Genomic DNA, 20,695 nt, shown 5'->3' on the forward strand with positions numbered 1-20,695 from the left:
CTGTCCGCTTGAAAGCCGTATGTATTCACCCCGGCTGGCGTCATCTCACCCGCGGCTCATTTCCGCATTCGTCACACTCTCCCGCTGTGCAAAACCATCCCGCGGCAGGCTGTCAAACGCGGATCCGGGATCTCCCCTCCCTTGCGCCGCGGGCAGTGTCCGGCATCTTCACGATGCCGTATTGCGCATAGCCCCGGTACAGCTGGCTGCAGCGCGCCTGCCCGCCGGTTTCTACGGCAACCGTTTGCAGGCGCTGCTGAGGTCCCACCCGAACCAGCTCGGCCAGCCCGTCTGATCCGAGAAATCCAGAACATGCAATTGACCGCCGGGGGCCAGATGCGCGCAGGACACGCGCAGGGCGGCCTGCCAGTCCGGGATCTTCGAGATCCCGTAGGAGACGAAGATCCGGTCGAACTTGCTGCGCCGGAAGAGCTGGGTGCCGTCAAAGCTGCAGGCGTCGGCCTGGGCAAGCTGCACATAGTCCCCGAGCTTGCCTCGGGCGGATGTCAGCATTTCGGTGGAAATATCCAGGCCGTAGAAGGCGCAATGCGGGTACTTTCGTGCCGCCAGCCTGAGGTTGCGGCCGGTGCCGCAGAAAACTTCCAGCACGTGCGACCCTTCCTGCGGGTTCAGCCCCGCAATCAGCCGGTCGCGCCCGAAGAGATAGTACTTGCGGGTCAGGTCATAAACCAGGCGCTGGTGCCGGTAGGCTTGGTCCATCAGTGCCGCGCGGGTGGTGGAGGCGTTGTCAAGCATCGGTCTCAGCCCTGAAACCGGTAGAGGTGGAAGGCGCCATAAATGGCGGAGCGGTCCTGCGCAGTGCCGCGGGCAGAGGCTTCGCTGTCATAAGCCCAGCGGTTCAGGACCTCCGGCTTCACCCGGCCGGGCAGGATGTCGTTGGTGCCGCCGGTGCGGAAGATCACCCGGGCGCCGGGGGCTGCGGTGCGGGTGATTTCCTGCCACAGCGCATTCAGCTGGCCGTCGTTCATCCAGTCCTGCGCATCCAGCAGCACATAGCCGTGTTTTGATCCAGGTAGCCACGGATATAGCGATCGTGCAGCGCCGTGTTGCTGGCTATGTCCGCACAGCCGAAGAATTGGTAGAAGGCCGCATAGTCCGGCAGGCTATGCGCGGCGGCAAGTTTCAGCCGGCCCAGTGCCACATACGCAGGCGACAAGTCGGCAGCGGTCACCGAAGCCGGTCCGGCCGTCAGATAGGCCAGCAGGTTGCAGCTGCCCGATGCGATGCTAACCAGATTGTCGTCCGGTTTGATCTCCAGCGCTTCCATGTCGACCACCAGGTCTTCCCAGATCTGCGGATGGACCAGCCCCAGGAACAGGCGGGAGAACAGGCGTTCCAGCCGGCCGGTTGCCGCACCGCTTTCCTGCAGGACGGCGGCGTCCAGTTGCGCCTGGGCGGTACTATTCATCAGCTGTTGCCTTCATCATACGTTTTCGAGTTGCTTGTGCCAGCCGCGGGCACGGTGTGTGCGCACGCGGTGGCGGGCCTGGCGGGCCGAACGCTCCCAGTCGATCAGCGCCAGCCGGCCGGTTTCCAGTTCCACAACCGCGGTGCAGCTTTCGACCCAGTCGCCGGCGTTTACATAGGTGATGCCGTTCATGTCGCGGACCGCGGCGCTGTGGATGTGGCCGCAGATGACACCGTCATAGCCGCCGCGGCGTGCCTCTGCCGTCAGCGCGTTTTCGTATTCGCTGATGAAATTGACCGCTTGCTTGACCTGCTGCTAGGCCCATTTTGACAGCGACCAGTACTGGCCGCCCCACAGGCGGCGCGCGCGATTCAGGCGGGTGTTGAGCCACAGCATGAAGTCATTGGCCCGGTCCCCCAGATGGGCGAGCCATTTGGCGTGCATCACGACCGAGTCGAACCGGTGGCCATGGGTCACCAGGTAGCGTTTGCCGTCGCTGGCGTGAAGTCGGCCGGGCGCGGCACCTCGATGCCGCCGAAATGGGTGCCCAGATAGGAGCGCAGGAACTCGTCGTGGTTGCCTGGGATCAGGTAGATGCGGCCGCCATCATGCGCCTTGCCCAGGAGCGCCTGGACCACGCTGTTATGAGCCTGCGGCCAAAGACAGCCTTTGCGCTTGATCCGCCAGGCATCGATGATGTCGCCGACGAGGTAGTAGCTCTCGGCGTCATAGGTGTTCAGGAAATCCAGAAGCAGCTCTGCCTGGCAGCCGGGCGTGCCAAGATGAATATCCGACAGACAGATTGTGCGGTCTTTCATTTGGCACACACCATCTGACTTGCTTGCTGGACTGCTTAGCCGGTCAAGTTATCAGAACCATGACGCTGCTGAGACGGGCCTTTGAAAGCTCCACTTAGGCAAACTCGGCCTTCTGCAGGCTGGCGGCCGGTATGTGGCAGTGGATCACGTGGCCTGCGTCAAGCACCTGCGCGGGCGGCGTTTGGGTGCCGCAGACCGGGCCAACCCGTTTCGTGCAGCGGCGCTGGAACGGGCAGCCGGTTGCGGGCGGGGCTTACTCGCTCATGTCTTTGGCCAGCAGGGCGGGGGCGGTATCGGGATCCGGCTCCAACACTTTGACACTGCGCTCCCCGGCGCTGAGCGCGGTGTGCAGCCGCAACGCCTCTTCGATCTGCTGGCTGATCTTCAGCATCGGCGTCAGCGTCTGGCCCGCGTTCTGCGGGATCAGCGCGATGGTGGAGCCGCGCAAGCGCGCCAGCTGCTGCTCCGGGAAGGCAAACATGTCGTTGCCGTCAAACACCGCGCGGCCGCTGAACACCGGCAGGCCGGGTTTCAGGTAGCCAATCATCGCCAGCGCTACGGTGGACTTGCCGGAGCCGCTCTCGCCGACAATGCCGAGCGTCTCGCCCGGTGCCAGCTCCAGCGCATCGCGCCTTCGACCAGCAGGATATCGGAGAGCTTGGGGAAGACTTCCCGGGGCAGGATCGGCCACAGCGCCTCGCCCCGGGCCTTGGCGGCGGTGACGAAATCGCGGGCGGCCACCTGCATCACCGCCACGCCATAGAAGAATCCCTGCGTCGGGATGATGGTCAGCGGCCCGGCGCCGCCGATCGAGATGATCAGCAGCAGGAACAAGAGCCACGGCATCAACAGGAAGGCGCCGACGATGCGCATGGAGTATTCATCGACCCGGCCGCCGGCGGTGCCGAAGAAGATGCCGGCAAAGCCACCCCAGGGTGGCAATCACGGCAGCGGCGAACGTGACCGTGATTGCCAGACGACCGCCATGGACCACGCGCGAAAACACATCGCGGCCCAGCGTGTCGGTGTCAGGATAGTTGAAGACTTTCTCGACCACCACAACACCGGTCAGCAGCCAGGCGATGGTCAGTGCGATCACGTTGGGCGCCGGGATCATCGCGTTCGGCACCACGTGCTTCCAGATGATCCGGCGTTCCGGCACGCCCTTGAGCCGCGCCATCTGCACGTAGTCGGAGGCCATCACGTCGATCACCGAGGCGCGCATCATCCGCATGATATGACCGGCAGCACGATATTGGGCAGCATCTGCAGGAAACCGGCGCCCGGGGGAGACGATTGTCACCACCGGGAACCACTGCAGGGACAGCCTCCCAATCTGACACGGTCGTTTTCGGTTATTGACGGACATTGCCGGTACACCGGCGCGCAATTTGGCGCCGCGCGGCAGGAAAAGGGGGTTTCAGCTGATGCCCCACCAGCGAAGAGTCTGCTCGTAGTGATACCGGATTGTGTCGGTCACCGCGCCAGAGTCATGGCGTTCCAGAGCGTCGATGATAGCGAGGTGCTCTTCCATTGCCGAGACGATCCGGATCTGGAGGAACGGGCGTGCATTCTGGATAATGGCGATACGCATCCGGTTGGCGCTGTAAGCGCTTGCCAGCTGCGAATTGCCGAGCCCCTCAGCCAAGTAGTCGTGCAGTGACAGGTCGATAGCGATGGCCTTTGGCGGCAGTTCCATTGCTGCGTTGACTTCAGCGGCATCCCGCATTGCCTCGTGCTGCTTTCGCAGGACATCCAGCCCGGACAGCGCGCTGCCGGAGATCCGCCGCCGCGCGCCCTCCTGATCCAAGGCCATCCGGAAATCAAGGCATTCCCGGATGGTTTCGGGGCGCGCTTCCATTACCCGCACGCCGCGCTTGGGCAATGTGGCAAGCAGACCCTGTGAACTGGCCTGCTTCACGGCCTCCCGGACGGCGGAAAGTGGAAATTCAAGAATTTCAACAAGTTGAGACATTGACAAAAACTGCCCGTCCCGCAATTCCCCGCTCCGCAATGCAGACCACAAGGCCTCCTGCGCCCTGTCTGCCTGAAGCTGACCATCCTGCGTCTGGTTCATTGCCGCTTCTCCCCGCCCGGTATTACCCGCAGTTTCCATAAGGTGCTATTTGATATTTCTTATAGCCGGTTTCCTAGAATACCTTCTAACATGTTAGTTGCAAGCTCAATTTATCACGCTGATTGGCGGCAGGGTCAACTGCCGCCCGCACAACGGGCTTCAGGGAGGAAAACATGACTGCAACAGATGAAATGCATGTCGCGCACGGGGGCACGCTGGACCCCAAGGGCAATGCACTTAACCCGGTCGGGGACGACGAAAAGACATGGGGATGGTTCGCCATCTTCAACATTTGGGCAAATGACGTTCAGTCGCTTTTCGGCTATTCGCTTGTGGCGTCGCTGTTCATTTCATTCGGCGTGGGCGGCTGGACAGCCTTTGCGGCACTGATTACGGCCGGGCTCTTCGTCATGTGGATGGTGAATCTCTCGGGCGCGGCCGGCGAAAAGTACGGCATTCCCTATCCGGTTCTGGCGCGCGCCAGCCTTGGGACCCAAGGCGCGAAACTGCCCGCGGTCCTGCGCGCGACGGTCGCCGTTTTCTGGTACGGGGTCCAGGTCTACTTTGCCTCGACGGCGCTTGCTCTTTTGATCCGCTCGATAACGGGCTTGAGCGGCGGGACGGAAATTCTCGGCCTGACGGGAATTGACTGGCTCTCCTTCGTGATCGTCTGGGGATTCCACATCGTGATCTTCTGGCGCGGCATGAACTGGGTCGAGACCTTCCTGAATATCGCCGGCCCCTTCGTCTACCTGGTGATGATCGGCCTTGTCATCGTGCTCTGGCAGCGGTCCGATGGACAGCTCCTGACGGCCACCGCGACGATCTTTGCCAATCCCGAAAGCACCTTCTGGACCGAATTCAAGGGGTTCATCGCCATCGTGGGCACGATGGTTGCCTATTTTGCCGCGGTGATGATCAACTTCAGCGACTTCTCGCGCTATGCCAAGGACAAGCCGACAATGCTGATTGGCAACCTCGCAGGGCTGCCCTTCAACATGATCCTGTTCTCGGCGCTGGCACTGCTGACGACGGGTGGCGCAGCGGTGGTATTCGGCGAGGAGATCATCAACCCGACCGAGATCGTCGAACGCACCGACAGCGTGCTTCTGGGCGTTATTGCTGCAATCACTTTCTTTGCCGCAACTGTTGGCATCAACCTGGTGGCCAACTTCATCCCCGCGGTGAACGGCATCGCCAACCTTTCGCCGGAGAAAATCAGCTTCCGAAAGGCAGGTCTGATCACTTCGGTCTTTGCCCTGGTGATCGGCGGGTTCTGGAACAGCTTCATCAGCCAGTTCGGGATCAGCGGCTTTGTCAATACGCTCGGCGCGACGCTCGCCCCTATCTTCGGTATCATGATCGTTGACTATTACGTCCACCGGAAAGAGCAGCTGAACGAAGATGACCTCTACAACATGGACGGCGGTATCTATCACTATGACAACGGCTGGAACGGCGCTGCGGTAAAGGCTTTCGGTCTAGCGGCAATCTTCTCGGTTGCTACAGTCTGGGTTCCGTGGTTTGCGTTCCTGTCCGGCTACAACTGGGTGATTGGTGCTGTTCTCGGCGGTGTGATCTACAACAATCTTGCTAAGGATCACGTGAAGGTCTGACGGCATTCCGAAATGGCCGGCCGGTGGAGGCTATACTCCACCGGCCTTTTTTCGGCTTGAAGCAGCTTCCCTTTGTGCCCCGGACTACAGGAATGGAGCGCGCCAGCGATATCCATGGCCTATGCGGGGAACGGGATCCGACGGACGGAGATCGCCGGCAGCAGATCGGGCGGAGTGACCAGGAAAACAGGTTGGGTTAGAGTGCTGCGACAGAAATTGCCGCCACGGCGTGTCCACGGCGCCCGGCCGAGCAAGCCCTGGAGACTCGCCGGGGCCTGATGCCCATCGTTGGAGGCTGACACCTGGTGTTGCAGAATTGATGTCAGGAAGTGCGCAAGCTTGCTAAGCCGCCCCGATGGCGGGGCCGGCCGGCAATTTCCAAAATGATTTGAACAACCGCTTCCGCAACCCGCGATGCAGCCTAGATGAACCCGAGGCTTTGGCGCAGATTATTTGCAGGTTCACTTTTGCGGGTCCATGGAGCCGGGCGCCCCCCTTTAGATCCGCCTGCAGGCGATCTCCGATACCGGCGAGAATGGCGAGTTGAAGGTGTTCTTTGTACCGAACATTCAGCCTCGCGTGATCCGGGTGCCGAAACGCTTAGACAAGGCCTCCACCGAACGGCGCGCCGATGCCGTCGCCAGGCCTTGCGCTTAGACTGCCCGTGCCAGCTCAAATATTTACATAATCCTGCTTACGCGGCTTTTAGTCCGCAGTGGGGCGCATTCCAATCCGGGATGCACAAGTTCCCTGTCCCGCAGCTGAGGCGGCTTCAAGGACCGAGTACCCCGGCGTTCCTTCCCAGTTCAGATCCCAAACAGCTCCTTCCCCTCCGCCAGGCTTTTACCTTCCGGCTAGCTGTCGGCTGGGTCCCGGCAGGGCTCACCCCTGGTGTCTTCAAATGCGACCATCGGGTTGTCATGAATTTCAACACAGCGTGCTGTGTCCTGGTTTTCCCGGCGTATTTGAGCCCTGGATCGCGGCGGAAAGAGGCCCCGGCGGCAGAACCCCTGTCATCCCAGGCGCCAAGCCAGCACGCTGCCTTGGCCCGCGATCTTCTGCCGGTCCTGAAAAAAGGACCGGCAGGATATGGCCAACTTAATCCAGCCCCTCGTAACGTGCGTTGGCCTCGGTCAGAGCTGCCTTGAGACCTTTCTCGATTGTGGACTTTGAAAATGCCTCATATTCCGCCACGGGTTGGGCGCCGAGAATTGCAACCTGTTCAAGATAATAGTCCGTCGCCGTGCGCAGACCCTGCATTTCGTAGACGCGATTGAGGTACATCTTATGCATCCGCTGCATCTCCCGCGGCATCCGGGCCATCAGCAGCGCTTTCTTACGGGTCGCCTCCTTCAGCTCTGCGAGCGGCACCACATCGGTGATAAGCCCCATCTCCTTGGCCTCCGCCGCGGTCAGCTCGCGCCCCGTCAGCAACAGATCCTTGGCGGTCTTCATGTTCACCAGCCAGGGCAGGAACATGCAGTGGCCGGAAATGCCGTAGCGCACCTCGTTATAGCCGATGCGGGTATCGTCCGAGGCAATGGTGATGTCGCAGAACAGGCTCAGCTCAAACCCCTTGCCGATGGCGATCGAGTTCACTGAAGCAATCACCGGCTTGGTCACACGCCAAGGCGTAGTGAACTCCTCGAACTGCTTGAAGTAATGCGCCCGGTATTCGTAGATCGAGGTCCGGTCCTCTTCCGCGTCCTCGTCCAGATCGTGGCCGGCGCAAAAGCCGCGGCCCGCGCCCTGGATCACGATCACGTTGACGTCGTCATCTGCGTCGGCCCGCTCCAGCCCAGCCTGCAACTCGGCAATCAGTTTCAGGTTCATCGCGTTGAGCTTTTCCGGCCGGTTCAGCGTCAGCCAGCAGATGTGGTCGGCATCCACTTCATAGATCAGATGGGTGTAATCGGTCATGTCTCAGCCTTTCAGGGTCAGGACTGCGTCGGCAACTGCCGCGCGGGATTGGGTCAGCAGAAGCGGGTTCACTTCCAGCTCTTCAATTTCGGAGTTGCCGGCGGCAAAGGCGCAGAGCGCCTCAATCGCATCAAGCGTGGCAGAAAGGTCCACCGCAGGCCGGCCGCGGTAGCCGAGGACCAGCGGTGCCAGCTTCAGCCCTTTCAGCGCGGCCTCGATACCGGCGCGCGGTGCGGGCAGGATCAGCGTGGCTGTGTCCTGCATCAGCTCCACCGCAATGCCGCCGATGGCCAGCGTCAGGGTGAGGCCAATGTCCGGCACGCGGCGGATACCAACGAGCAGTTCGCCAACGGGATTCTGGATCATCTCCTCGATAAGGAAGCCCTCAGGCTCAAGACCCTGCTCCGCAAGCCGCGCTGCCATGACGCTGATCTCAGCAGGCAGGTTTTCCGGGGCGATGTTCAAAGCCACCGCGCCGGCCTCGGTCTTGTGCAAAAGCCCCGGCACGATGGCTTTCAAGGCGCAGGTGCAAGAGATCTCCGGCAGGCTGTCCGGGCCGTGCACGACCCATTGGCACGGGACATCGAGACCGCTTTTCGCCAGTGACTTCTTCGCGTCCGCTTCGCTCAGCGTACCGCCCGGCGGAAACGCCGGGCTGCTCCCATCCGCCCGCCCGGGACGGGGCAAGGCCCCTACCCGCGGCCGAATGCAGCCCTCATCGCTTAAAATCATGGATTCGGGGTTCAGACCGCTGCGCATTGCCCCATAGTGTGCCGCATGAGCCGCCGCCCGCAGGCCATCCTCGATCCCCTGCAAGGGCGCCATGTCATTGGCGATCATTCTGTCGCGGGCCTCGCGCGGCAGCGCCTCGGACAGAGTGTTGACGAAAGCTGCCGGGCGGTTGCCCTTGGCCTCGGCCAGCGCACTGGTGGTGGCGTCCCAAGTCGACATGTCCCAGCCGCCTTCGGGCGGGTAGCACATCACCTGTACAAACAGGTCGTAGTCATCCTGCGCAAAGGCCTGGTAGATCGGCAGCTGGTCCGCCTGCGGCCAGCCATGCGCGTCGGAAATGTCCAGCGGGTTGGCCGGGCCGACATAGGCTGGCAGCGCCGCGTCAATCGCGAGTGCGGCCTCCGCCGAGGGCGGCACCATCTGCAGTCCCGCCTTCTCAGCAAGATCTCCGCCCAGAACCGCATAGGACCCTGACGACGTGACGAAGCCGGTTTTCACCCCCTTGGGCACGGGCGTGAAGCTCAGCATTTTCACGGTTTCAATGGCTTCCGAAGGCGTCGTCACTTCAATCCAGCCAAAGCGGCGGAACAGGGCCGAGGCCACCTCCGCATCGCCCGACAGAGACGCCGTATGCGATTGCGCCGCACGGGTGCCTGCTGCGCTGCGGCCGCCCTTGATTGCCACTACCGGAATCCCCTTGCGGGCGGCCTTGGCGGCGGCCCGGCTGAGCTTTGCAATATCGGCGATGCCCTCGAAATAGACATTCACCGCCGTTACCCGGCTGTCGTCCAGCACCGCGTCCAGCATATCGGCGACGCTGACCATCGCCTGATTGCCGAGGCCAATCATATAGGCGATGGGCTGCGAGCGATCGGCGCAGCCAAGGTCGCTGAGGTACGCGCCGCCATTGGAGATCACTGCCACACCCCTGTCCGGTGCGTGGTTGCCGAAGTGATCCATCATGAAGGCGCTGCCGTCCAGAAAATTGGCGATGCCGGGGCAATTGGGGCCGATCACCGGCATGTCTCCGGCGGCCTCGATCAGCTCTGCCTGCCGCGCGGCGCCATCGGCGCTTTCGGAGAAGCCCGAAGTGATGCAGACCACCCCGCCGCAGCCCCTTTCGGAAAGGAAACGCACTGTGCCTATCACCGCTTCCTTGGGGATCACCAGAATGGCGAGATCCGGTGCCCAGGGCAGTTCGGCCACCGAAGGCACGCAAGGCAGCCCGGCGATCTCCGCCCGCTTGGGATTCACTGCAACAGCTTCTCCTGTGAAACCATTGGCCCTCATATACTCAATCGAAGGGGCGATCCCGCCGCCGCCGAACCACGCGGCGCGGGCCGGGTTCAGCATGCGTTTCAAACGTTCTGCTTTAGTCACAGGCTGTACTCCGCAACCGGATCGCCAGTCACCTCAGGGCTGAGCCCGGCAGTCAGCCCCTGCAACAGATGGCCGACGGCAGCCAGTGTCAGGCCGGTACGGCGGGCGGCGGTGCGGCCTTGCGCATAGGTCTCGCAAGGCTGCTCGATCGGCGGCGCCAGGTCGCGCACCAGCGGCATCACCTGCACCGTCCGATCCAAGGTCCAGGCAAGGGTCACGTCGAACCAGCAGTGCTCAGCAGTCCCGCGGACCAGCACCTCACCCGAGCCGGTCTGCGGCACCGGAACATCGGTGCGGTATTGCAGGCTCCCCGGCCCGCCACAGCCGGTAAGAAGGACAGCGGCCATGCGTTCGGGGATCATTGCTGCGCCTCCTGCTCTGCCTCGGCCCGGAGCTGGCGCTGAAGTGTGCGGATACGGGAGTGCAAATCGTCACGGTCGGAGTAAATCCCCTCAATGAAACGGGTGCCGCCCTTGGCGTCATACCCCGCCCGTCCATGCAGAGCGCGGCGGTTGTCAAAGGCCAGAAGATCGCCAGGCTCGTACCGGAAAACCATCTCGTAACGCGGATCCTGCGCCCGGCCGCAGAAGGACCGGTAGGCCTTGTAAGCCCGCGCCTGCACCTCCAGCGGCGCCTTCAGCGGCGCGCGCAGGAAAGTGTTGTAGCGCACGCCTGTAATCCGGCCCTTGGCGTCGGTCTCCACCACCGGACCTTGGGCGCGGTAGTCCGAACCGCGGGCGCGGTTGCTGTATTCCCAGACGTCGGTCACCAGCGACTGGAAATGTTCCGGCTCCTCCTCGCGCATATCCTCGGCCACCCGGTAGGCATCGACATAGATCCCCTCCCCGCCTGCCGTGGTGTTGTCGCGGGTATAAAGGAACTGCAGCCCGTGCGGCGTTTCCCGCGTCGGCATGTCGATGTGCTGCAACAGCTTGTCCGGAGTGAAGGCCTGGCTGTCCGGGTCGTCCTTGATCTCCAGCACATACTGGCGGCCAAAGTTGCTTTCGCGGACCGGGCCGATGCGGGTGACGATCTGCTCCAGCAGCCCGTCCTGCTGCGGCAGGCCGCGCAGGCGGGCAACGCCAAAGTCGCGCAAGGCCTCCAGCCATTGCAGGAACACCCGCGGATTCTCCAGCGCCTCGGGACCATCGAAGGTCAGCGGCTCCGCCAGTTCCTCACCGCGCCACAGGACCGGCGGAGACGGCTCCTCCTCGCCAAACCAGGCGGTCCCGCGCAGCCAGCCGGGGTGGTAAGCGCTAGCGGTTCCATCGGAGAACCGCACCTCCACAGCGCCGTTTGCGAGGATCTCCGCCCCGGTGATGGCGAGATCCGCGGCAATCCCGCAGGGAGAAACACACATCTCCCGGGCCTTCGGATGGATCGTTGCCGGGTCGGGGCTGTTTTCCCGCAACAGCAGGGCATGGTGCCGGCTGGTCCGGCCATCCGGCCAGGTCACCTCCAGCGCTTCCGCCGCGTGCTTCAGATGCTCCGCTTGGTTATAAATCGGCCAAACGTCAAAGTCCGGCGTCCAGGGCAGCTCGCTCATGTCATCTCCTCCGTTCTGGCGATGTTAGAAAGAGGTTCGAAAAGCTGCTTGACCTGAATTTGCAATTTCCTAACGTGGATTGACAAACTGGCGAGCCACAATGCTGCAAGCTGATATCGTTCTGACCGGCAAATTCCCCGCACTGTCGCTGACCCTGGTGACAGAACCCTTGCGCGTCGCCAACCGCGAGAGCGCAGAAACGGTCTGGCGGTGGCGGTTCCTGTCGGTGGAGGGGGGCACGCTGACCAGCTCGAGCGGCATCGCGATCAACACGGAACCGCTGGACCGCGAGAAGGCAGATGTCGTGATTCTGCTGTCTTCGTACCACCCCGAGAGCGCCATTGCCGGCCCGCTTCTCAGCTGGCTCAAGCGGCGCGCGCGCGAGGGGGCGGTGATGGGCTGCGTTGACACCGGTGCGCTGATCTTTGCCGAAGCCGGGCTGCTGCACCACACACCCGCTGCGGTGCATTTCGAGGCGCTGCGCGGCTACCGGGAGAAATTCGGGGCGGAAATGTTTGCGGACCGGCTGTTCGATGTCTCAGGCAACCGCTGCTCCAGCGCAGGCGGGGTGGCGACTTTCGACATGACGCTCGGGCTGATCGAACACTTCAACGGGCGCCATCTGGCAGACCGGGTGGCCGAGATCCTCACCTACCGGCCCACCAATCATAACGGCCCGCAGCAGCGGCTGCTGACCGACACCTCGCTGGCGCGGCTGGACCGGAACCTGGCCAAGGCGGTTGACTTGATGATTGCCACTCTGGACCAGCCCGTGCAAATCGCGGAAATTGCCGCCCGGGTCGGCGTGCCGCTATGGACCTTGGGGCGGCTGTTCAAGCACCACCTGGGGGAAACGCCCTCTGGTTATTACCGGAATCTGCGGCTGGCCGAAGCGCGCAACCTGCTGCTCAACTCCAGCCTGCGCATCGGCGAAATCTCCAGCCTGTGCGGCTTCGAAAACCCCGAAAGCTTTGCCAGGGCCTATAAACAGCGGTACGGCCATCCCGCTTCGGCCGGACGCAACAGCTGAGACCTTCGGTCGGATCCGCTCCGCATGGTGCCACTCGTGCGCCATGGAGCAATTCGATGCTGTTGCAGCATCCGGGCAGCGGCGAGTCTCAGCAAGGCGGGACAACCCTGCCGTTCGCAGCTTTCGCAGGGCCAAAGCCCTTGCCGGGACCGGATCATAGGGGGCGCAGTTTTCCGCACACCCCCTCATAGATGCACTCCTGGGTGTGATCAGCCTTCCACCCAGATCTGATCCAGATGCAGCTCAAAGGCCTGATGCATTCTGGCGCCTTTCACATGCGGCCGCGTGTGATTGTAGATTGACCGCCAATACGGCTGGATGATCACACCTTCATCCTGCATGATCTGCATAAGGCGGGCCATGATTTTCCGGCGCTCTTCGATATCCACTGTGGCCAGCGCCTTGGTCAGGCCCTCGTCGAACTCGGCATTGGAAAAGCCTGTCTCGTTCCATGGAACCCCGGATTTATAGGCCAGCGCATAGACCTGCACGCCCAGCGGACGGTGCCCCCACGCGGAGACGGAAAACGGGAATTCCGCCCAGGAATTCCAGAAAGTTGCACCGGGGACCACTGTGCGCCTGACTTTGAGACCTGCATCGCGCAGCTGGGCTGCCGTGGCATCGCCCGTGTCGCGGCGGAACCCGTCTTCGAGGGAGATCAGCTCATGCTCGTAATCCAGCATTCCAGCTTCTTCCATCAGCGCGCGCGCAGCCTCGACCTCGCGGCCAACCGGGGGCAGCTCGGAATATTCGGGATGCATTGGCCCCACGTGGTGGTTTTCCGCGGGCTTTCCGAGACCTGCATTTCCCAGTTCCAGGATCGTCGAATTGTCGACCGCCAGCGCCAGCGCCTTGCGCACCCGCACGTCTGCATAGGGGCGGTTGCCGTCCACCTCGGTTTTCTGGTTGGTGCGGATCACGATGGTTGAAGCCGTTACAGCCTCGTGCTCAACCAGCCCGACACCCGTGAGGAGCGGCACGAAGTCTCCACTGGTTTCGTAATTGATGTCGATTTCCTCGGATTCGAACGCAGCGAGGATCGCGTTCTGGTCGGTGCCGTAATCGATATACTCCACCCGGTCGAGCCAGGCGCCATTGCCTTCGTTCCACCAGGTATGCCCCTCGGCGCGCACCACGATTGCACGGTCGCCGGCTGAGAATTCTTCCAGCTTGTACGGTCCGGTGCCCATCGGGTCGGAGAACGGATCGGCACCGATGCGGCTGGGATGCACGACCGCTGCCGGGTAGTCAGAGATGCTGGGGATGATCGAGATATCGGCGGCGCGGAGGTTCAGCCGCACGGTCATGTCATCGACAACCTCGATCGCGCCTGCGGCAGCCTTACCGGTGTCGGGATCGACGAGGTTGGACAGGCGCGACGCCATGGAATTTCCCTCGACCGTGCCATCGCACCAGCCTTCGATATTGGCGGCGACATGGGCGGCGGTCAGCGTTTCGCCGGTGTGCCATGTGACACCCGGGCGGACACGCAAGACATAGGTCGTCGCGTCCTCGGACAGTTCCCAGCCTTCCAACAGATAAGGCTCAAAGGTGTAGTCATGGGTGTAGCGCACCAGGTATTCCAGCCAGCCCCGGGCAACATTTGCCTGAATATTGATGCCATCCCATGTGCGCGGGTCCTTGCCTGCCAAAAGCGGCTGACCCACACGCAGGGTGCCGCCCCGGCTCGGCGTTTCCGCCATGGCCGGGCGGGCCATGCCCAGCATGCCATAAGCCGTGGCGGACGTAGCCCCAAAGGCGCTGGCCAGGGCCAGAAACTCGCGCCGATGGATCTCGTCATCCGAGTATTGTGCCTCGCGCCCCATGTGTTTGAGCGCGGCCGGAAGCTTGTCCTGTCCGGATTTGTAGAATTTCATGGTGTCCTCCCTGATTTCTGACTGATTAGGCGTTGCGCGTCCGAATGACGGCATCGGCAGCTGTTGCTCCGGCTTCTCCCACGATCACCGGATTGATTTCGGCCTCGGCCAGCACGTCGCGCAAATCCCAGGTCAGCCGCGACAAGGCCGCGGCGTTCTGTGCCAGCGCGTCAAGCGCTTTGGGTGGCTGCCCCCTGTAGCCGGACAGGGTGATGGACGCGCGCAGCGACAGGATGGCGGCGCGGGCCTCTTCGGCGGTGAACGGGGCCAGCAGCAACGCCTGTTCCGGCATGAGATCCACCAGCAGGCCGCCGGGCGCAATGCGGACCACCGGGCCGAAATGCGGATCGTTCACTGCGCCCAGCGACCATTCGCTGCCCGGCGCGAGCATCTGCGCAACCAGCGCATCAGGCGACAACCGCTCCGCCATGTCGTCATAGGCGGCGGCAATGGCCTCAGGCGTGGCCAGCCCCGGGCGCACGCCGCCCACGTCGGATTTGTGCGACAGTTTGGGTTTCGCCGTCTTGAGGATGACCGGTCCGGCAATGTCCTGCGCAATTGCCAGCGCCTCTTCCCGGCTGCGGGCGAGTCCATGACGGGGAACGGCGATCCCGTAGCTTTCGAACAACGCGTAGCCCTCAGCCTCACCGATCCACTCAGCAGCAGAAAGCCTGTCCCGCCAGCCCTCGGCAGCGGGATTGGGCTCCGGCGGGAGTGCCCGCGCGGCCATCGGCTGATGAGAAACCAGAGCTTTGACCGCGGACAGCGCATTTTGCAGCCCGCCGATCAGCGGAATACCCTGGCTGGCGAGGCGGGCGGCAAGCGCCTTGTGATCGCTCAAGGCGTAATTGGAGACGGCGAAAAGCGGCTTGTCCACCCCGGCAAAGGCAGCCGAGAGTGCCCGCTCATGCATGGCGTGCAGCTCGTAATTGTCCCGCCAGTTCAGCACATACAGCCCGACTCCCACCTCGGGATCTGCCATCATGGCACGCGTAACCCCGGCAAAACTGCTTTGCGCATTACGTCCCGTGGCCCAGGCATCCAGCGGGTTTTCAGCGGCCACACCCGGTTCGAGAACCTTCTGCATGGCGTTTCGGGTGGCGGCGCTCAGATCTGCAAAATGCAACCCCGCGGATTCGGCGAGATCCGCGATAAGTTCGCGCTCGCCCCCGGAATCGTGGATCGAGGCCAGTCCGGATGCCGGGGCTCTGCGCCCTTGGGAAAACACCGCCAGCATGGCGGCCATTTCGTCAACGGTCCCGGCCAGATGCGCGCCATAGCGCCGGGCCATCGCCCGGAACACGGCGTCGTCCCCCACCATCGCGCCGGTGTGGGAAATCGCCATCCGGGCCCCCAGCGCGGACCGCCCGACCTTCAGAATCACAACGGGAATGTCCTTCTCTGACGCCGTCTGCAATGCCTGCATGAAGCCATCCGGATCGCGAACGGTTTCAAGGAAAAGCCCTATGCATGTGGTTTCCGGGCGCGCGGCCATCCAGCCCAGATAATCCGCCGCGGTGGTCACGGTTTCCGAGCCAGTGCTCACCGCCTGGGAAAAACGCAGCTGGGGGGCATTGTTCACCAGCGCCCCGAGAATGGAGCCCGATTGCGCGATAAGACCGATTCCCCCCGCCTTGCGGTCCAGCGGCGCGGGGAAAGGCGAAATGCGCAGACCGCCTGTCAGTTCATGCAGCCCCATGCTGTTGGGGCCGCAGAGCACGGCACCTGCCGCCCGGACCTTTTCGCCGAGCCTTTGGCGCATGGCGGTATCGGGGCATTCTGCAAAGATCGTGATTGCGCGCGCGCCGGACGCCAAAGCCTCGTCCGTGGCGGCCTCGACCCGGTCGGTGGCGACGCCAAGGACAACATGATCGGGGATCTCCGGCAGATCCGCCAACGCGGCATAGATTCCGGCCCCAGGCTGCGCCAGCCGGGGATTCACCCGCATGATCCGCCCCGCGTAGCCCCCGCTGCAGCACATGGTATCCATGGCCTGGCCGTAGGATCCCGGCTTGTCGGATACGCCTACCAGCGCGATGGATCGCGGCGTGAACAGTGCGTCCAGGGACGCGGGCGGTGTGGTGGAACGCAACATTGTGACCCTCAGCTTGAGTGTCCCAGGAGTGTCAGCGATTTCCGATTATTGGGAAAATTGATTTTTAATAAGAGTAATTTTGGAAAACTTATACATCAGCACCGCCGCCCATTCCGGCCGCCTGCGTCAATGCCAGCCTGACCCGGTCTGCGAACTCCGCCGCAGGTTTTGCCGGTTCGGCCCCGGATTTGGTAATAAGCGCCATGCGGTAATTGATCCCCGGTTCAAAGGGGCGCCAAAGCACGCCATCGCCAAATGGCTGCATCCCGTTCAGCGCTTCCACAATGGCCACGCCCCCGGCGTGGGACACCATGCGCCGAACCACCGCAAAGAAGAACCCCCGCACAGTAATTTCCAGCTCCACCCCGGCCTGAGAGCAGACATCGATGATCTGACGGTCCACCTGATGCCCGTTCTGAATTCCGATCAATCTCTGTCCGGCAAGGTCCTTGGGTGTGATCACGGAGTGCTGCGCAAGTTCAGAGCTTTCATGGAAGATGCAGACGCAAGGGACCGGCAGTTCAATCGACGAAATCCCGGCCGCTGCCGCGGGGGCCTCAATCAGGCCGATATCAAGCTGCCCGTTGCTCACATAGTACGAGATCCGGTTCGAGCTGCGCACCTGCAGATCGATTTCCACCAGCGGATTGTCCCGGGTGAATGACGATACCAGTTCGGGCAGAATGCTCATCGCCGCCGCCCCGATCGATCCCACCCGGATAAGCCCTGCACGCCCTTGGCCGATCAGCCGTGCGCGCGCCGCAAATTGTTCGACTGCCATGAGCGACAACTCAGCATCTGCATGGAGCAAAAATGCTTCCGGACGCGGTGTGAAATGCCCCTTGGATCGGAAGAACAGCCCATACCCCAGCATTTCTTCAAGCCGGGTCAGCGCCGTGCTGATCGCGGGCTGGCTCAGGTTAAGCGCCTCCGCCGCCTTGGAGACCGAGCCTTCTTCCATTACGGCATGAAAGACTTCCAGATGACGAAGCTTCAGATGCATTGCCCGAGAATAACCTTTTTGAAATTTATGGGAATCACTTTCTGAATTTCTTTATTTACTCACTAGGCAACGGAGCATCTTGCGCTGCCCCCAAACCGGACGAATGTTCGTGACCTGCAAGTTTTCCTGCCTTGCTCGTGTATGCAGCGAACTTCCGCGCCCGCCCAACGCTTGGCAGGTCAGTAAGTATAGCCAGGCATTCAAGACCGCAGTGGAAGCCCGGAACAGATCGGCCTTATCCAGGCTAAGGGTCAAGCACCCCAGCCAGTGCATGCCTCAATGCCATAGCTGCCCCCCGGCGAGAGAAGCGCCTCCAAACCCTTCACCGCCGCTTCGCCCGTTCTGCTGCTGCCAAGCAGGATGGCCGGGATACCCAGCAAATGCGAGCCGTTGCTTTCTTTTGCCGGGTTGCCGCCGATCATCACGGCATTTGCAGGGGCCGTGCCGCCAGAGCTGTAAGGAACAGCCCCGGCGCGGGTTTACCGGCGAAATGCACGTCTCCGGGCTCTGCGCAGCATTGAAAAGATGGCATCGGTCTCAATTGCCGGGCCTTCGGAACCCCGGTGCGTGACATCGGCGCTGGAGACGACCACCGGAACCTTCTGTGCAAAGAACCGCAGGGCCATCTTGAGCCTGGCCAGGGTCAGATCAGTATCCCGGCGGATCAGCAGAGCGTCCGGTCTTTACTCAAAAAGCTGCAGGCCAATTCGTTCTGCCTCGTCCTCATTCTGCTGGCTGGCCAAGGCAAAGGTCCGCGCCTTGCCGAACTGCTCGCGGACGAAATGCAAGGCAACCTCACCGGCCAGAACATTCCATTTTTGCTTCGATGCATAGTCCCATGGCCTCCAGCCCGGCAGACCGGCTGTGGCGGGTGCCGGTGGAGTTGTTGGAGACAACGAGAAGCCGGTCCCGGTATTTCCGCACGAATTCCGAGGTTCCCGGCAGCCGTCAATGTCGCAGAGCACCTTTTCAGCGAGGCTCAGTAGAGCGGCCGGTCTCTCTTCCGGAACCGCCGCAGGTATGGTTTTGAGGCGGCTCATGGATCAAGGAAACCTTCGTGCCCCATTTCCAGCTGCCAGGTTTCCGGGTCTGTTCCATCCAGTGAATGCTGCGGAAACTTCGGCGCCCGGCAGGCAAAATCATGCATGTGAACCGTGACGCAACCGGCATCCAGCAGCGCAACGCCATAGGCAGGGCAGACCAGGCCGCCTCCGATAAAGGATCCGTCCCCGGACAGTTCCAGCCCCGCCTGATGGCTCAGCCCGCGCCTGCAGGAGAAGCTGATCCTGCGCCAATTCCCCGAAATCGCGTGATGGACGTGGTCGAAGAACAGGTGGCGTATCAGGGATTTATAGGTGGCGATCACCTCGTGGAATGGCTCCGCATCCAGCATCATGATCCGGTCCATCGCCGGAATGCCGGCCTTGAACGGCGGATGGCTCATGAACAGCAGCACCGGGCCGCCGGCGGCCTCCAGCTGGGATTGCAGCCAGTCGAGACGCTGGGCGCAATAGCCTATTGCACACAGCCGTTTTCACCGCGCGGCACGGCAGGGAAGCACTTGGCAAAGGCAGCTGTGTCGTCGTGGTTTCCCACCATCAGATGCACCGGCATCCGAAGCCGTTCGATGTGCTCCGCGAAGGCCGCATAAGCACCCGGATCACCCCAATGGGCCATTTTGCCGGTCACCGCGGCAAAGGCGGCGTCACCATGTTCTTCGCTGATGCCGTCAAAGGCCAGCTGCAGCCGCCGCGCCTGATCGGCCCCGAACAGCAGGCGGCCGCCGCCAATGACAGGGGTATCTGTCAGATGGACAAATTTCATCGTTTCGTCTTTCCAGAGACAGAAGCCAGCCCCCTTCTTTCAGGGGCTGGCATGGCTTGGTGTCAGGGACTTAGCCGTTCGGCAGAAAGTCGGCGGTTTCTTCCACCAGCTCTTGCTGCAGCTCTTTCATGCCGGCGGCTTCGCCGGTGACGATGCTTTCGACACCGCTGTAAAGCAAATCGGTGATCGCCAGGCCGTTGTCGCCCGGGTAGGCCAGCCAGCCGCGCAGCAGCGGCAGCTGGCCCACGGCAGTCTTCCTGTTCGGGTTATGGTCATAGAAGCCGACCAGGATCACTGCGTTGGCGGCAATGGCGGCGGCATGTCGCCGGTGGTCTTGGGCACTTCGGCAGCCCCTCGCCCGAGGTGATGAACTTGAACCAGTCCCAAGCCGCTTCCTGCACACGCGGATCATCCGAGGTGGAGATCAGCATCGCGGCGGTGGCGCTCAGGGCCAGCGCCATTACGGCGGGGTCAATTTCATGAAATATGTTCTCTGACTTGCCGGGTCTTGGAGCGTCTTGTTTGCAGACCAGCGCTCCGGGGTTCATCCCCTTGGGGATCTCGGATTAGGCCGCCCTGCGCAGGGCGGCACCGTCCAGTTCCGCTCACTTCATGCCGATGATCCGGCCAGCTGCAGCACTTGCGCCTGAGACGGGCTGGCGCGCAGGATGATACGGTTTTCCAGGCCTGGCACCTCGACCTGCAGGAACAGCTCAGCGCCGAGGTTCCCGCTTTTGGCGATGGTGCCCGTGATCGGCGCATCCGGGCCGCTCAGCTGCAGCATCTCCGGGCGCTGGCCCTGATACAGGCCGGCTTCATGGCTTTGCAAATAAAACGGCAGCTCATGGCCGCGGACAGACAGCTGACCGTCCCCCAGGGTGTCCAGCGCCAGGATGTCGATCCTGGGGGGCCGAAGAATTCAGCCACACGGATATCTTCCGGTTCCTCATGGATAATCGCGGGCCGCGTGCATTGCAGGATCTCACCGCCCATCTTCACCGCGATCCGGTCGGACATGGCCGTCGCCTCGACCTGCTCATGGGTGACATAGATGAAGGTAGCATCCAGGCAACGGTACAGCTAGGCAATCCCGGCGCGGGTCTGGACCCGCAGCTTGGCATCCAGGTTCGACAGCGGCTCATCCAGCAAAAAGGCCGCGGGACGGCGCCCGGCAGCTGTCCCGCCGGCCTGGATATCTCCGCCGCATTGATCCTCCGGTCCGGCAATTATCCGCAGCGTCTTTCAGGAGGGGTGCGACGGAAACTCATTCTGGCTGAGCGGCGTCGGCGGCCCTGTGACCGCTGCATTTCGAAGGCGCCGGGTTGATTCAAAACAAGGCATCCCGCCT

At 62.5% G+C, this 20,695-nt stretch carries 23 protein-coding genes and 2 pseudogenes; 3 read left to right on the forward strand and 22 right to left on the reverse strand.

The annotated features are described in order from the left end of the window. Positions 1–231 precede the first annotated feature (231 nt). From ACFMBG_RS19495 to ACFMBG_RS19535, 9 genes and pseudogenes are all read right to left on the reverse strand, one after another. On the reverse strand, positions 232–756 hold the full coding sequence (locus ACFMBG_RS19495) for a class I SAM-dependent methyltransferase (protein ID WP_421056341.1): 525 nt from the start codon (positions 754–756) through the stop codon (positions 232–234). A gap of 5 nt (positions 757–761) precedes the next feature. Next, positions 762–1,429: pseudogene (locus ACFMBG_RS19500) on the reverse strand (DUF3419 family protein). A 15-nt stretch (positions 1,430–1,444) separates the two neighbouring features. Further along, positions 1,445–1,621, reverse strand: a complete 177-nt coding sequence (locus ACFMBG_RS19505) for a hypothetical protein (RefSeq protein WP_421056342.1) — start codon at positions 1,619–1,621, stop codon at positions 1,445–1,447. A gap of 123 nt (positions 1,622–1,744) precedes the next feature. Further along, a complete protein-coding gene (locus ACFMBG_RS19510) occupies positions 1,745–1,906 on the reverse strand; it encodes a metallophosphoesterase family protein (RefSeq protein ID WP_421056343.1) in 162 nt (53 codons plus the stop codon). Next, positions 1,903–2,247 carry a UDP-2,3-diacylglucosamine diphosphatase gene (locus ACFMBG_RS19515; protein WP_421056344.1) on the reverse strand — a complete coding sequence of 115 codons (345 nt, stop codon included), beginning with the start codon at positions 2,245–2,247 and terminating at the stop codon, positions 1,903–1,905. Before ACFMBG_RS19515 ends, ACFMBG_RS19510 begins: the two co-directional genes overlap by 4 nt. A 253-nt stretch (positions 2,248–2,500) precedes the next feature. After that, positions 2,501–2,869, reverse strand: a complete 369-nt coding sequence (locus ACFMBG_RS19520) for an ATP-binding cassette domain-containing protein (protein ID WP_421056369.1) — start codon at positions 2,867–2,869, stop codon at positions 2,501–2,503. Further along, on the reverse strand, positions 2,803–3,189 hold the full coding sequence (locus tag ACFMBG_RS19525) for a hypothetical protein (RefSeq protein ID WP_421056345.1): 387 nt from the start codon (positions 3,187–3,189) through the stop codon (positions 2,803–2,805). Before ACFMBG_RS19525 ends, ACFMBG_RS19520 begins: the two co-directional genes overlap by 67 nt. Continuing rightward, a complete protein-coding gene (locus tag ACFMBG_RS19530) occupies positions 3,128–3,481 on the reverse strand; it encodes an ABC transporter permease subunit (RefSeq protein ID WP_421056346.1) in 354 nt (117 codons plus the stop codon). The genes ACFMBG_RS19525 and ACFMBG_RS19530 overlap by 62 nt, the downstream gene beginning before the upstream one ends. A 186-nt stretch (positions 3,482–3,667) precedes the next feature. Then, the gene (locus ACFMBG_RS19535) at positions 3,668–4,324 is read right to left on the reverse strand and encodes a GntR family transcriptional regulator (protein ID WP_421056347.1); all 657 of its coding nucleotides are present in this window, start codon (positions 4,322–4,324) and stop codon (positions 3,668–3,670) included. A gap of 173 nt (positions 4,325–4,497) precedes the next feature. Between ACFMBG_RS19535 and ACFMBG_RS19540 the strand changes: the two genes are divergently transcribed. Beyond that, positions 4,498–5,940, forward strand: coding sequence for an NCS1 family nucleobase:cation symporter-1 (locus ACFMBG_RS19540; RefSeq protein WP_421056348.1), 1,443 nt, complete (start codon positions 4,498–4,500; stop codon positions 5,938–5,940). Positions 5,941–7,038: 1,098 nt separating this feature from the next. On the opposite strand, the gene ACFMBG_RS19545 is transcribed toward ACFMBG_RS19540, so the two are convergent. Genes ACFMBG_RS19545 through ACFMBG_RS19560 form a run of 4 tightly spaced genes read right to left on the reverse strand, consistent with a single transcriptional unit; the run spans position 7,039 to position 11,518 of the window. Continuing rightward, on the reverse strand, positions 7,039–7,860 hold the full coding sequence (locus ACFMBG_RS19545) for an enoyl-CoA hydratase/isomerase family protein (protein WP_421056349.1): 822 nt from the start codon (positions 7,858–7,860) through the stop codon (positions 7,039–7,041). A gap of 3 nt (positions 7,861–7,863) precedes the next feature. Next, positions 7,864–9,972 carry an acetate--CoA ligase family protein gene (locus ACFMBG_RS19550; protein ID WP_421056350.1) on the reverse strand — a complete coding sequence of 703 codons (2,109 nt, stop codon included), beginning with the start codon at positions 9,970–9,972 and terminating at the stop codon, positions 7,864–7,866. Then, complete coding sequence (locus tag ACFMBG_RS19555) at positions 9,969–10,334, reverse strand: hypothetical protein (protein ID WP_421056351.1); 366 nt, start codon at positions 10,332–10,334, stop codon at positions 9,969–9,971. Before ACFMBG_RS19555 ends, ACFMBG_RS19550 begins: the two co-directional genes overlap by 4 nt. Then, on the reverse strand, positions 10,331–11,518 hold the full coding sequence (locus tag ACFMBG_RS19560) for a TauD/TfdA family dioxygenase (RefSeq protein ID WP_421056352.1): 1,188 nt from the start codon (positions 11,516–11,518) through the stop codon (positions 10,331–10,333). Before ACFMBG_RS19560 ends, ACFMBG_RS19555 begins: the two co-directional genes overlap by 4 nt. A gap of 100 nt (positions 11,519–11,618) precedes the next feature. Here ACFMBG_RS19560 and ACFMBG_RS19565 point away from each other — a divergent pair, with 100 nt between their 5' ends. Beyond that, positions 11,619–12,548 (forward strand): GlxA family transcriptional regulator, encoded by a 930-nt coding sequence (locus ACFMBG_RS19565; RefSeq protein ID WP_421056353.1) that lies wholly within the window; start codon positions 11,619–11,621, stop codon positions 12,546–12,548. Between the two features lie 209 nt (positions 12,549–12,757). Here the strand turns inward: ACFMBG_RS19565 and ACFMBG_RS19570 are convergent, their stop codons facing one another. The 9 genes and pseudogenes from ACFMBG_RS19570 to ACFMBG_RS19610 form a co-directional block, all read right to left on the reverse strand. After that, positions 12,758–14,425 (reverse strand): ABC transporter substrate-binding protein, encoded by a 1,668-nt coding sequence (locus ACFMBG_RS19570; RefSeq protein WP_421056354.1) that lies wholly within the window; start codon positions 14,423–14,425, stop codon positions 12,758–12,760. A 25-nt stretch (positions 14,426–14,450) separates the two neighbouring features. Further along, on the reverse strand, positions 14,451–16,520 hold the full coding sequence (locus tag ACFMBG_RS19575; RefSeq protein ID WP_421056355.1) for an acetate--CoA ligase family protein: 2,070 nt from the start codon (positions 16,518–16,520) through the stop codon (positions 14,451–14,453). Between the two features lie 88 nt (positions 16,521–16,608). Further along, positions 16,609–17,523 carry a LysR family transcriptional regulator gene (locus tag ACFMBG_RS19580; protein ID WP_421056356.1) on the reverse strand — a complete coding sequence of 305 codons (915 nt, stop codon included), beginning with the start codon at positions 17,521–17,523 and terminating at the stop codon, positions 16,609–16,611. Between the two features lie 251 nt (positions 17,524–17,774). Next, positions 17,775–17,945 carry a hypothetical protein gene (locus tag ACFMBG_RS19585; protein WP_421056357.1) on the reverse strand — a complete coding sequence of 57 codons (171 nt, stop codon included), beginning with the start codon at positions 17,943–17,945 and terminating at the stop codon, positions 17,775–17,777. A gap of 261 nt (positions 17,946–18,206) precedes the next feature. Continuing rightward, positions 18,207–18,563 carry a hypothetical protein gene (locus ACFMBG_RS19590; RefSeq protein ID WP_421056358.1) on the reverse strand — a complete coding sequence of 119 codons (357 nt, stop codon included), beginning with the start codon at positions 18,561–18,563 and terminating at the stop codon, positions 18,207–18,209. Continuing rightward, the gene (locus ACFMBG_RS19595) at positions 18,560–18,967 is read right to left on the reverse strand and encodes a metallophosphoesterase family protein (protein WP_421056359.1); all 408 of its coding nucleotides are present in this window, start codon (positions 18,965–18,967) and stop codon (positions 18,560–18,562) included. The genes ACFMBG_RS19590 and ACFMBG_RS19595 overlap by 4 nt, the downstream gene beginning before the upstream one ends. Before the next feature lie 71 nt (positions 18,968–19,038). Further along, complete coding sequence (locus tag ACFMBG_RS19600; protein ID WP_421056360.1) at positions 19,039–19,347, reverse strand: metallophosphoesterase; 309 nt, start codon at positions 19,345–19,347, stop codon at positions 19,039–19,041. Positions 19,348–19,417: 70 nt separating this feature from the next. Further along, a pseudogene (locus ACFMBG_RS19605) lies at positions 19,418–19,784 on the reverse strand (ABC transporter substrate-binding protein); the annotation flags it as partial. A gap of 173 nt (positions 19,785–19,957) precedes the next feature. After that, entirely contained in the window at positions 19,958–20,176 is a 219-nt protein-coding gene (locus ACFMBG_RS19610) for a TOBE domain-containing protein (RefSeq protein ID WP_421056361.1), read from the reverse strand. 119 nt (positions 20,177–20,295) lie between these two features. Between ACFMBG_RS19610 and ACFMBG_RS19615 the strand changes: the two genes are divergently transcribed. Next, positions 20,296–20,673, forward strand: coding sequence for a hypothetical protein (locus ACFMBG_RS19615; RefSeq protein WP_421056362.1), 378 nt, complete (start codon positions 20,296–20,298; stop codon positions 20,671–20,673). Positions 20,674–20,695: the final 22 nt, after the last annotated feature.

Origin of the sequence: Leisingera coralii (assembly GCF_049056525.1) — a bacterium.
GTDB classification, from domain to species: domain Bacteria; phylum Pseudomonadota; class Alphaproteobacteria; order Rhodobacterales; family Rhodobacteraceae; genus Leisingera; species Leisingera coralii.